An 11607-nucleotide genomic window follows, 5' to 3' on the forward strand; every position below is an offset into this window, starting at 1 on the left:
CGTGAAGGGCGGCCCGCACTACGGCAGCCCCGACAAGGAACCCGCCGTCCGGCTGCGCGTGCTCACGGACGCGGGTCGGGTGAACGTGCCGTTCACCACCGGCATCCTGATCGGCATCGGCGAGACCGTCACCGAACGCGCCGAATCCCTACTGGCCATGCGGGGGATCGCGCGGCAGTACGGGCACATCCAGGAAGTGATCATCCAGAACTTCCGGGCCAAGCCGGACACGGCGATGCGCGGCATGCCCGACGCCGACCTGCACGAACTGGCCGCCACGATCGCCGTGGCCCGCCTGGTCATGCCCTCCTCCACCAGCGTGCAGGCCCCGCCGAATCTGGTGGGCGACGAGTTCGCGTTGATGCTGCGGGCGGGCATCGACGACTGGGGTGGGGTGTCACCGGTGACCCCGGACCACGTGAACCCCGAACGCCCCTGGCCCCACGTCGACACCCTGGCCGAACACACCCGTGCGGCCGGGTTCGAGCTCCAGGAACGCCTCGCGGTCTATCCCCGCTACGTCACGGCGACGGCGGGGCAGTGGATCGACACCCGACTCACCGCCCACGTCTCCGCCCTGTCCCGCGAGGACGGCCTGGCCGACCCCGATGCCCCGGTGGTGGGTCGGGAGTGGCAGGAACCCGACGGCGGCGTGGACACCTACGGCCGCGCGGACCTCAACACCGCCATCGACACCGAGGGCCGCACCGAGGACCGCCGGAGTGATTTCGACAGCGTGTATGGCGACTGGGCCTCGCTCACCGTGCCCAAGGCGATCGAGCGGCTACCGGAGGACACCGCCCGCGCCCTGCGCCTGGCGGCGGACAATCCGGCCGGGATCCTCGACGACACCGACGCCGCCATGGCACTGCTCACCGCCGACGGCGCGGCGTTGGAGACCATGACCCGCCTCGCCGACGAACTGCGGGCGGAGGTCGTGGGCGACGACGTGACCTACGTCGTGAACCGCAACATCAACTTCTCCAACGTCTGTTACGTCGGGTGCCGGTTCTGCGCCTTCGCGCAACGCGAGCGCGACGCCGACGCCTTCCGGCTCTCCACCATCGAGGTGGCGGATCGGGCGCAGGAGGCGTGGGACGCGGGCGCGACGGAGGTGTGCATGCAGGGCGGGATCGACCCGAAACTGCCCGTCACCTACTACGCCGACGTCGTCCGCGCGATCAAGACCCGCGTCCCCGGCATGCACGTGCACGCCTTCAGCCCCATGGAGATCGTCGCCGCCGCCGCCAAAGCCGGCGTCAGCGTCCGCGAATGGCTCACCGAACTGCGCGACGCCGGCCTGGACACCATCCCCGGCACCGCCGCCGAAATCCTCGACGACGACGTCCGCTGGGTGCTGACCAAGGGCAAACTCCCCGCCGCCACCTGGCTCGACGTCGTCGCCACCGCGCACGAGGTCGGCCTCCGGTCCTCCTCCACCATGATGTACGGCCACGTCGACCACCCCGGCCACTGGCTCGGCCACTTCCGGGCACTCGCCGCCCTGCAGGACCGCACGGGCGGCCTGACGGAGTTCGTGGGGTTGCCGTTCGTGCACCGCAACGCCCCCATCTACCTCGCCGGCGTCGCCCGCCCCGGCCCCACCCGACGCGACAACCGGGCGGTGCACGCCTTCGCCCGCCTGGCCCTGCACGGCCGCATCGACAACGTCCAGTGCTCCTGGGTCAAACTCGGCGACGAGGGCACCGCCGAAGTCCTCCAAGGCGGCGCCAACGACCTCGGCGGCACCCTCATGGAAGAAACCATCAGCCGCATGGCCGGCTCCGAACACGGCTCCGCCCGCACCGCCACCCAACTCCACACCACCGCAGCACTCGCCGGACGCCCAGCCCGACAGCGCACTACGACATATGGCCGAGTCGACGTCGTGAGGTAACCCCTGCGGGGAGGGGTGGGAGCGGTTGTGGTTAGTCTGCCGCCGGTCGCGTTTACCTGAACCGAACACCGCAGCCCCACAGCTTCGGTAGGTTCGCGGCCGTCCGTCAACAAGGTTCACTCCTCGGTGGAGTGGCACGGTGTTGGTGAGGAGGCTGGGCGGTGCGAGGTCGCGGTGCGGTCCTGGGTCTGGTCCTGGGCGCGGCGTCTTCCCTGGTCGTCGAAGGTGTCGCGGTGGCGGCCGACGGCGCGGTGGCGGCTCCCGTCTCCCTCGATGCACCGGTCGGCATCGCCGCGGTGGCGTTCGGCGCGATCGGCCTGGTGGCCGGTCTGGTCCGGCGTCGCCGGACCGCGGTGGTGCGCACGGCGGCGAACCAGCCCGTCGTCACCACCCCGGTGGTCGACGGCGGCGACCCGGCCGAGGTGCGGCCCGCCACCACGGGGGTCTGATCGGCCTGGGAGAATCCTCCCGTGGCCGTCGAAAACTCTACGGAGAACGCCGCAGGCGAGGCCGTGGGCCAGCCTGTCGAGAACCCGGCTCCGGTGAGCCGCCCCCGCGTGCTGTCCGGCATCCAGCCGACCGCGGGCTCCTTCCACCTCGGCAACTACCTCGGCGCGCTCCGCCAGTGGGTGGCGCTGCAGGAGACGCACGACGCGTTCTACTGCGTCGTCGACCTGCACGCGATCACCGTCGAGCAGGACCCCAAGGTGCTGCGCCAGAACACCCGCGTGTCGGCCGCGCAGCTGCTCGCGCTCGGCATCGACCCGGACCGCTCGGCGCTGTTCGTGCAGTCGCACGTGCCCGAGCACGCCCAGCTCGCCTGGGTGTTGCAGTGCCTGACCGGTTTCGGCGAGGCCAGCCGGATGACCCAGTTCAAGGACAAGTCCGCGCGGCAGGAGTCGGCCATCGGCGTCGGCCTGTTCACGTACCCGATCCTCCAGGCCGCGGACATCCTCCTCTACCAGGCGCACCACGTGCCGGTCGGCGAGGACCAGCGGCAGCACCTGGAGCTGACCCGCGACCTGGCGCAGCGGTTCAACACCCGCTATGGGAAGACGTTCCGGCTGCCCGAGCCCTACATCGTCAAGGACACGGCCAAGATCTACGACCTCCAGGACCCGACGTCGAAGATGTCGAAGTCCGTGCCGGCGGGCGTGGTGGAGCTGCTGGAGGACCCGAAGCGGTCGGCCAAGAAGATCAGGTCGGCGGTCACGGACACCGGCCGCGAGATCGTGTACGACCCGGAGCACAAGGCCGGCGTGAGCAACCTGCTGGTGATCTACTCCGCGTTGACCGGGCGTTCGATCGAGTCCCTGGTCGCGGACTACGACGGCAAGGGCTACGGGGACCTGAAGAAGGACCTCGGCGAGGTGTTCACCGAGTTCGTCACGCCGGTGCGGGCGCGGGTGGCCGAGTACCTGGACGACACCGCCGAGCTGGACAAGGTGCTCGCGCGCGGCGCGGAACGGGCGCGCGGCGTGGCCGCGAAGACGTTGGCGCGGGCCTACGACCGGATCGGCTTCCTGTCGAGTGGCGTGTGATCACCTGACGCACTAGCTTTTCCGTGTGGCGGAAAAGGCTGGGGCCGAGTCGAAGCTCGACCGGGTACGCCGTCAGCGGCCGTGGCTCGACCACCTGTTCCGGGCCGCCGAGCGGTACAGCGAGCAGTACGGGGCGCACTACGCGGCGGCGGTGACGTACTTCAGCGTGCTGTCGCTCGTGCCCATGCTGATGATCGGCTTCGCCGTGGCCGGTTTCGCGCTCGCCTCGGAGCCGGGCCTGCTGGACGAGCTGAAGGCCTCCATCGCGGAGGCGGTGCCGGGCACGCTCGGCAACACCATCAACGAGGTGGTCGAGCAGGCCATCGAGTCCAAGGGCACGGTCGGCGTGCTCGGCCTGCTGGCCGCCGCCTACTCCGGCCTCGGCTGGATGAGCAACCTGCGTGACGCGCTGACCGCGCAGTGGGGCCACGCGAAGGCCGACCGGCCGTTCCTGAAGACGATCGCGAAGGACTTCCTGGCGCTGATCAGCCTCGGGCTGGCGCTGGTGGTGTCGTTCGGCCTGACGGCCGCGGGCAGCGGGTTCGCCGAGCTGGTGCTGCGGTGGGTCGGCCTGGACGGCGTCGGGTGGGCCGAGGCGATGCTGAAGATCGGCACGATCGCGCTGGCGCTGGTCGCGAACTGGCTCGTGTTCCTCTGGGTGCTGGCCAAGCTGCCGCGCGAGCCCGTCGGCTGGCGCAGCGCGGTCAAGGGCGCGGCGGCGGCGGCGATCGGGTTCGAGACGCTCAAGCAGGTCGCGACGATCTACCTGAGCAGCGTCACGAGCTCGCCGGCCGGTGCGGCGTTCGGGCCGGTCATCGGTGTGCTGGTGTTCGCGAACCTGGTGGCCCAGTTCCTGCTGTTCATCACCGCGTGGACGGCCACGGCGCGGGAGAACGCGGTCAAGGAGCCGCCAGCGGCTCCGCCACCCGCCGTGATCCGGCCCGTGGTGGAGGTGCGGTCCGGGCCCAGCCCCCGCGCCGCCGTCGGGCTGGTCGGCGCGGGGCTGCTGCTGGGCGCGTTGTTCCGGCGGCGCTGAGGTCCCGCCTACGTCCAGAAGACGGCGATGCCGACGTTCACCACGACCAGGCCGGCCAGCACGGGCGTGAGCCAGGCGGCGGGCTTCTTCTTCAGGTTGACCGCGACCAGCGCCGCGATGACGACCAGGACCAGCAGCTTCACGCCGATCTTGATGTCGTTGTAGTCCTGGTCGGTGGCCGGGGCCAGGCCCATCAGCGCCAGGCCGGTGAGCAGCTGCAACGCGCTGCCGTGCAGCCAGCCGTTGTTCAGCGGGGCGTCGGCCCCGGACCGGCGCTGGACGAAGAACATCGCGATCAGCATGCCCATGCCGAGCAGGTGCAGGAACACCAGCAGTAGGCGCACGAACTCCACGGCGGAGCCTCCAGGTGTGGTGGGTTTACTCGCTCTTGGCGCTTCCGGCCGCACGCAGCCCGCGCACGCCCAGCACGCCGATGACCGTGCCGAATGTGAGCGACGCGACAACGAGCAGCAGGTGGACGGTGAAGAACGTGGTCGGGCCGCCGTCCCACGAACGGGGGTCCTTCCAGATGTTGCGCAGGAAGGTCGGCCAGATCACCCAGGACCACACCCCGAAGGCAAGCAGGAAGACGGACATGCCGCGGGAGAGCTTCACCTGAGCAGTATCGGACGTGGCGGGTGCAGGTCACTCATCCGGGGTGGATAGCCTGGGCGGGTGCGTTCCTCCGCGTTCCGACGGCCCGTTGCCCTGGTCCTGGCTGCTTGTGCGCTGATGGCCGGCGCGTCGTTCGTGGCCGCACCGGTCGCGGCCGCACAGCCGGCCTGCGAGAACAAGGTGTCACCGCCCCCTCCGGTCGACACCTCCGAACAGGTGGCGCCAGGCGAGAAGCCTCCACCACCGATCGAGGTACCGGAGAGCCCGATCGGGGGACAGCGCCTCGGTGAGTGCGGCCTCGTGCTGCCACCGAACGCGCCCGTGCCCCCGGACGGCATCACGGCCAAGAGCTGGCTGCTCGCCGACATGAACAGCGGCGCCGTGCTGGCGGCCCTCGACCCGCACGGCCGGCAGCGGCCCGCGTCGGTGATCAAGGTGCTGCTGGCCATGGTGGTGGCCAAGGAGCTGGCGCCCGACGCCACGGTGGCGGCGACGCCGGAGGACCTCGCTCAGGAGTGCACCTGCATCGGGCTGCGCAACGGCGCCGAGTACAGCGTCGAGCAGATGCTCCAGGCGCTGGTCATGGCGTCGGGCAACGACGTGGCGCACGCGCTGGCCCGTCGGCTGGGCGGGGTGCCGTCGGCGATCCGGAAGATGAACGCCCTGGCGGCCGAGCTGGGCGCGTTGGACACGCGGGCCGTGACGCCGTCCGGGCTGGACGCGCCGGGCACGTCGACGTCGGCCTACGACGTGGCGCTGATCTACCGCGAGGCGATGAAGTACCCGGACTTCGTCAAGGCCGTGATGACGCAGCGGATCGACTTCCCGGCGGCCAACGGCAACGGGACCGTGCCGATCGTCAACGACAACCGGCTGCTGACCACGTACCAGGGTGCGTTGGGCGGCAAGTCAGGGTTCACCGACGACGCGCAGCACACCTACGTGGGTGCGGCCGAGCGCAACGGCAAGCGGCTCGTGGTCGTGCTGCTGCGGGGTCAGCAGCAGCCGGTCCGGATGACCGACCAGGCCGCCCGCCTGCTCGACTACGGCTTCGCCCTGGAACCCGCCGCGGCGGGCAACCCGGTCGGCAGGCTGGTCGAGGGCGCGCCGCAGGCGAAGAAGAAGACCACCGAGCCCCGGCCGACGCCGACCAGCGCCGGTGTCGGCGAGGTCGCCAACTCCACGCCGGACGGCACCCAGCCCTCCGCCATGCAGACGGCGTTCGGCAACGTGGGCGGCCCGATCACCGCCGTCGCCGGCCTGGGCCTGCTCCTGGGCCTGCTGATGTACCTGCGCAACCGCCGCGCCAAAGCCGCCCGCGCCGCCCGCACCGCCACCCGACAACACCCCTAATCCCCGCGCGTGTCGAACCTCCAGGTCCCGCGTGTCGAACGCTCAGGACCACCGTGTCGAACGCTCAGGACCGCTGAGTTCAACGCTCAGGACAGCACCAGGCCGAAGTCCGTGCCGGCCCGCCTGTCCTGAGCGTTGAATTCGGGGGTCCTGAAGGTTCGACACGCGGGCGTTGAGCGTTCGACACGCGGGACCTGAGGGTTCGACACGCGGGGATGTGAAAGGGCCCCCGAGGGTGCTCGGGGGCCCGGGGTGGAGGGGGTTGGTCAGGTGCGCTTGAAGAGGAGGGCGCGCTTGACTTCCTGGATGGCCTTGGTGACCTGGATGCCGCGGGGGCACGCGTCGGTGCAGTTGAAGGTGGTGCGGCAGCGCCAGACGCCGTCGACGTCGTTCAGGATGTCCAGGCGCTCCTCGGCGCCCTCGTCACGGCTGTCGAAGATGAACCGGTGCGCGTTCACGATCGCGGCCGGGCCGAAGTAGGAGCCCTCGGTCCAGTACACGGGGCACGACGTGGTGCACGCCGCGCACAGGATGCACTTGGTGGTGTCGTCGAACCGCTCGCGGTCGGCGATGGACTGGACCCGCTCGCGCGTCGGCTCGTTGCCGTACGTGATGAGGTACGGCTTGACCGCCTTGAACGCCTCGAAGAACGGCTCCATGTCGACCAGCAGGTCCTTGTGCACCGGCAGGCCCTTGATGGGCTCGATGGTGATCGTGGTCGGCTTGCCGCCGCCCGCCAGCAGGTCCTTCAGCAGCACCTTGCACGCCAGCCGGTTCACGCCGTTGATGCGCATCGCGTCCGAGCCGCAGATGCCGTGCGCGCACGACCGGCGGAACGTCAGCGTCCCGTCGAGGTACCACTTCACGTAGTGCAGCAGGTTCAGCACGCGGTCCGACGGCAGGGCCGGGATCGCGAACGAGTCCCAGCGCGGCTCGTCGTCGAACTCCGGGTTGAACCGGCGCACCTTCAGGGTGACGGTGATCGCGCCGTCCGGCACGGGGGGCTGGTTCCCGCGCGAGCCGGTGGACACTTCAGCGGTAGCGGTCATCAGTACTTGCGCTCCATCGGCTGGTACCGGGTGAACGTCACGGGCTTGTAGTCGAGCCGGATGTCGGCCGCCAAGCCGTCGCCCTGCTTGTAGTACATGCTGTGGCGCATGAAGTTCGTGTCGTCGCGGTTCGGGTAGTCCTCGCGCGCGTGACCGCCGCGGGACTCCTTGCGCGCCAGCGCGCCCACGACGAGAACCTCGGCCAGCTCCAGGAGGAAGCCCAGCTCGACGGCTTCCAGGAGGTCGGTGTTGAACCGCTTCCCCTTGTCCTGCACGGTGATCCGCTGGTACCGCTCCTTCAACGCCTGCACGTCGTGCAGCGCCGTCTTGAGCGTGTCCTCGGTGCGGTACACCGACGCGTTGGCGTCCATGGTGGCCTGCAGCTCGGTGCGGATGTCCGCCACGCGCTCCTCGCCGTGCTCGGACAGCACCAGCGCCACCTGCGCCTCGACGGCGGCGGCCGGCTCCGCGGGCAGCTCGACGTGGTCGTGCGCCAACGCGTACTCGGCGGCGGCGATGCCCGCGCGGCGGCCGAACACGTTGATGTCCAGCAACGAGTTCGTGCCGAGCCGGTTCGCGCCGTGGACGGACACGCACGCGCACTCACCGGCGGCGTAGAGGCCGGGCACGACGTTGTCGTTGTCCCGCAACACCTCGCCGTGCACGTTGGTCGGGATGCCACCCATCGCGTAGTGCGCGGTCGGGTAGACCGGCACCGGCTCCGTCACCGGGTCGACCGCGAGGTACGTGCGGGCGAACTCGGTGATGTCGGGGAGCTTGGTCTCCAGCACCTCCGCGCCCAGGTGGGTGCAGTCGAGCAGGACGTAGTCCTTGTTCGGGCCCGCGCCGCGGCCCTCCAGCACCTCCAGCGCCATCGAGCGGGCGACGATGTCGCGCGGCGCGAGGTCCTTGATGGTGGGGGCGTAGCGCTCCATGAACCGCTCGCCGGACGCGTTGCGGAGGATCGCGCCCTCACCGCGGGCGCCCTCCGTCAGCAGGATGCCGAGACCCGCGAGACCGGTCGGGTGGAACTGGTAGAACTCCATGTCCTCCAGCGGCAGGCCCTTGCGGAACACGATGCCCATGCCGTCGCCGGTCAGCGTGTGCGCGTTGGACGTGGTCTTGAAGACCTTGCCGAAGCCGCCGGTGGCGAACACCACGGACTTGGCCTGGAACACGTGGATCTCGCCGGTCGCGAGCTCGTAGGCCACCGCGCCGGTGCACACCGGGCCGTCGGCGGTCTCGGTCATGCAGATGTCGAGCACGTAGAACTCGTTGAAGAACTCGATGCCGTGCTTGACGCAGTTCTGGTACAGCGTCTGCAGGATCATGTGGCCGGTGCGGTCGGCCGCGTAGCACGCCCGGCGCACGGCCGCCTCGCCGTGGTTGCGGGTGTGGCCGCCGAACCGCCGCTGGTCGATCTTGCCCTCGGGCGTGCGGTTGAACGGCAGGCCCATCTTCTCCAGGTCGAGGACCGCGTCGATGGCCTCCTTCGCCATGATCTCGGCGGCGTCCTGGTCGACCAGGTAGTCACCGCCCTTGATCGTGTCGAAGGTGTGCCACTCCCAGTTGTCCTCCTCGACGTTCGCCAGCGCGGCGCACATGCCGCCCTGAGCGGCGCCCGTGTGGGAACGCGTGGGGTAGAGCTTGGTGAGCACGGCCGTGCGGGCGCGCTGGCCGGACTCGATCGCCGCGCGCATCCCGGCGCCACCCGCGCCGATGATGACGACGTCGTACTTGTGGAACTGCATGGCTCTGAGCACTCCCCGCAGCGGGTCAGTCGGTGATGTTCGGGTCGAAGGTGAAGATCACGTACGTGCCGAGGGCGATGATCAGCACCATCGAGACGTAGAGCAGCACCTTGAGCCAGAACCGGGTCGCGTCCTTGCGGGCGTAGTCGTTGATCACGGTGCGCAGGCCGTTGCCGCCGTGGATCTGGGCCAGCCACAGCATGGCCAGGTCCCACATCTGCCAGAACGGCGAGGCCCAGCGGCCGGCGACGAAGCCGAAGTTGATGCGGTGCACGCCCCCGTCGAGGATGTTCATGATGAACAGGTGCCCGAGCACCAGCACCACCAGCGCGACACCCGAGATGCGCATGAACAGCCAGCTGTACAGCTCGAAGTTGCTGCGGCGGGCGGCGGGGCGGCGCGGTGCGCGCGGCTTGGCCAGGGTCGATTCGCTCATGATCAGTGACCCCCACCGAGCAGGTCGGTGACCGTGCGGACCATCATGTAGTAGGTGCCGGGGATCATCACCAGCACCCAGATGCCGAGCACCACCCACAGCATCTGCTTCTGGTAGCGCGCGCCCTTCTCCCAGAAGTCGACGAGCATCACGCGGATGCCGTTGAGCGCGTGGTAGAGGACCGCGCCGACGAGGCCGACCTCGAACAGGTTGACGATCGGGTTCTTGTAGGTCTCGATGACCTTGTCGTACGCGTCCGGTGACACCCGCACCAGCGCGGTGTCCAGGACGTGCGCGAACAGGAAGAAGAACGTCAACACACCGGTGATGCGGTGGGCGACCCAGGACCACATCCCCAGGTCGCCGCGGTAGAGCGTTCCGCCCCCTTTAGAGGTGCCCGCCCGCTCGGGTGCGGTGGTGCCGGCCATGCGCAACGGCCTCCAGCGTCAGTGGTGGACTGGTCTCCGGTACGTGCGTACTCGGACCTTGACCCCCGGATGCTAGACCCGCTCGAGCCACCCGACCCAACAGCCCGACCCGTCTGTGAGCGACGAGACACCGGGTGGTCACCGGACGGTTCCCCTCACACGCCGGGGCGTCCGGCTGTGCGGCGCCGATCACCCCGAAGGGTGACCGACACCGTCCACTGCGGACCTCGTCCGCTGGTCAGCGCGGCGGCGCCTCCGGCCGGCCGGAGGCCTCCGCCCGTTGACCGGGTGGCCCACGGACTCGCGGCCGCGGCGGTCGTGGCGGCGGGACCCGGAGCACGGCGGCCGTGCGCGACCGGGCGGGTGGCGAAGTCGGCCGGGACATCACTCCACCGGGTGTGGGTGGTGGTGTCCGTCACGTCGCCCACGCGGGCGACGGCGGCCGCGAACCAGGCGGCGGGGGCGCCGGCTGGTCCGCCTCGCCCGCGTCCCAGCGGGACAGCCACTCCCACGGGCCGGCGTTGGGCAGCCCGAAGGGGCGCGGCCCGGGTTCTTCGGCACGACGAGGGCCGCGTCGGGCATCTGGTCCCGGTGGTCACCCGAGGACTGCGCGGCACGGTCGTGCGGGCGAACCGTCAGCCGTTGGCCGGTTCGTTCTCCGGGGACGGGTCCACCGGGACCACCTCGTCGCCGTAGGCCCCCGCGAGGCGCCGCTCGGCCGCGCGGACGGCGGCGGGGAAGTCCGGTTCGGACACGGCCGGCCGCGGCCGGTGGAAGCGGGCCAGGACGAGGCTGCCGACGGTGGCCGTCTCCAGGTCGGCGAGGGAGCCCCGCACGGCGTCCAGCACGGCCACCTCGCCGTTGTCGTTGTGCGCGTAGAGCAGGTGGCCGGTCACCTCCACGCCCACCAGTTCCCGCCGCACCCAGATGACGCCCCTGGTGTCCGGTCCGCCGGCGCGCACCGCCTCGACCACCTCGGGCCACGTCGCGCAGGTCGCGACCTCCGCCGTCGGGAAGTGCCCGGCGCGGAGCCGGTCCCACCACCCCGGCTGTTCGTCGGTGGGACGCCACGGCAGCGCGGACGCCGGGGCGTGGTCGACGGTCGCGTCCAGGGCGATGACGCCGTTGCGCGCGTTGACGCGCCTGGTCCACTCGGCCTCTACCGGCGCGGGCCGGCCCGTCCCGTCCTCGTCGAGGCCCAGGTCGTCGAACGGGCGGTCGTTGGGCAGCGGGTACGGGGCCTCGCCGGTCGTCGGCACGGCGATCGCGGCGGCCAGCATCGGGTCGTGGCTCTCGCGGAACCGGCAGCCGAAGACCGCGACCCGCGTCGTCTCCAGGAGTGGGTGCCTGCTGGACTTCACCGCGCCGGCGTAGACCCGGTCGAGCCACTGGTCGGCAGTGTCCCGTGCTTGCGTCACGCGCACCTCTCGGCGTCGAAGGTCTCCATCTGCTCTGGTCGGTCGTCCGACGACGCTACGGGACGGAGCCGGTCGTCGGCGGC

Annotated in this window: 12 protein-coding genes; 5 read left to right on the forward strand and 7 right to left on the reverse strand. The window is 70.6% G+C overall.

Annotated features, from left to right (window positions below; translation table 11 throughout):
- The 4 genes from LNK82_RS30590 to yhjD all read left to right on the forward strand — a co-directional run.
- On the forward strand, positions 1-1897 hold a 1897-nt coding region (locus LNK82_RS30590; RefSeq protein ID WP_230570360.1), incomplete at its 5' end, for a bifunctional FO biosynthesis protein CofGH.
- Positions 1898-2058: 161 nt separating this feature from the next.
- Entirely contained in the window at positions 2059-2346 is a 288-nt protein-coding gene (locus LNK82_RS30595) for a hypothetical protein (protein ID WP_230570361.1), read from the forward strand.
- Positions 2347-2439: 93 nt separating this feature from the next.
- Positions 2440-3438, forward strand: a complete 999-nt coding sequence (gene trpS, locus LNK82_RS30600; RefSeq protein ID WP_230570362.1) for a tryptophan--tRNA ligase — start codon at positions 2440-2442, stop codon at positions 3436-3438.
- 25 nt (positions 3439-3463) lie between these two features.
- Positions 3464-4474 (forward strand): inner membrane protein YhjD, encoded by a 1011-nt coding sequence (yhjD, locus tag LNK82_RS30605; RefSeq protein WP_230570363.1) that lies wholly within the window; start codon positions 3464-3466, stop codon positions 4472-4474.
- 8 nt (positions 4475-4482) lie between these two features.
- Here the strand turns inward: yhjD and LNK82_RS30610 are convergent, their stop codons facing one another.
- The gene (locus LNK82_RS30610; protein ID WP_230570364.1) at positions 4483-4827 is read right to left on the reverse strand and encodes a hypothetical protein; all 345 of its coding nucleotides are present in this window, start codon (positions 4825-4827) and stop codon (positions 4483-4485) included.
- 25 nt (positions 4828-4852) lie between these two features.
- Entirely contained in the window at positions 4853-5089 is a 237-nt protein-coding gene (locus LNK82_RS30615; RefSeq protein WP_230570365.1) for an SCO4848 family membrane protein, read from the reverse strand.
- A gap of 60 nt (positions 5090-5149) precedes the next feature.
- Here LNK82_RS30615 and LNK82_RS30620 point away from each other — a divergent pair, with 60 nt between their 5' ends.
- Positions 5150-6442: a D-alanyl-D-alanine carboxypeptidase family protein gene (locus tag LNK82_RS30620; RefSeq protein ID WP_230570366.1), complete on the forward strand. Its 1293-nt coding sequence runs from the start codon at positions 5150-5152 to the stop codon at positions 6440-6442.
- A gap of 266 nt (positions 6443-6708) precedes the next feature.
- On the opposite strand, the gene LNK82_RS30625 is transcribed toward LNK82_RS30620, so the two are convergent.
- The 5 genes from LNK82_RS30625 to LNK82_RS30645 form a co-directional block, all read right to left on the reverse strand.
- Positions 6709-7491, reverse strand: a complete 783-nt coding sequence (locus tag LNK82_RS30625; protein ID WP_230570367.1) for a succinate dehydrogenase iron-sulfur subunit — start codon at positions 7489-7491, stop codon at positions 6709-6711.
- On the reverse strand, positions 7491-9242 hold the full coding sequence (sdhA, locus tag LNK82_RS30630; protein WP_230570368.1) for a succinate dehydrogenase flavoprotein subunit: 1752 nt from the start codon (positions 9240-9242) through the stop codon (positions 7491-7493). Before sdhA ends, LNK82_RS30625 begins: the two co-directional genes overlap by 1 nt.
- A gap of 25 nt (positions 9243-9267) precedes the next feature.
- On the reverse strand, positions 9268-9678 hold the full coding sequence (locus LNK82_RS30635) for a succinate dehydrogenase hydrophobic membrane anchor subunit (RefSeq protein WP_230570369.1): 411 nt from the start codon (positions 9676-9678) through the stop codon (positions 9268-9270).
- 2 nt (positions 9679-9680) lie between these two features.
- Positions 9681-10106: a succinate dehydrogenase, cytochrome b556 subunit gene (gene sdhC, locus LNK82_RS30640; protein WP_230570370.1), complete on the reverse strand. Its 426-nt coding sequence runs from the start codon at positions 10104-10106 to the stop codon at positions 9681-9683.
- 635 nt (positions 10107-10741) lie between these two features.
- Positions 10742-11524 carry a toxin glutamine deamidase domain-containing protein gene (locus tag LNK82_RS30645; RefSeq protein WP_230570371.1) on the reverse strand — a complete coding sequence of 261 codons (783 nt, stop codon included), beginning with the start codon at positions 11522-11524 and terminating at the stop codon, positions 10742-10744.
- Positions 11525-11607 lie beyond the last annotated feature (83 nt).

Origin of the sequence: Saccharothrix luteola (assembly GCF_020859565.1) — a bacterium.
GTDB classification, from domain to species: domain Bacteria; phylum Actinomycetota; class Actinomycetes; order Mycobacteriales; family Pseudonocardiaceae; genus Actinosynnema; species Actinosynnema luteola.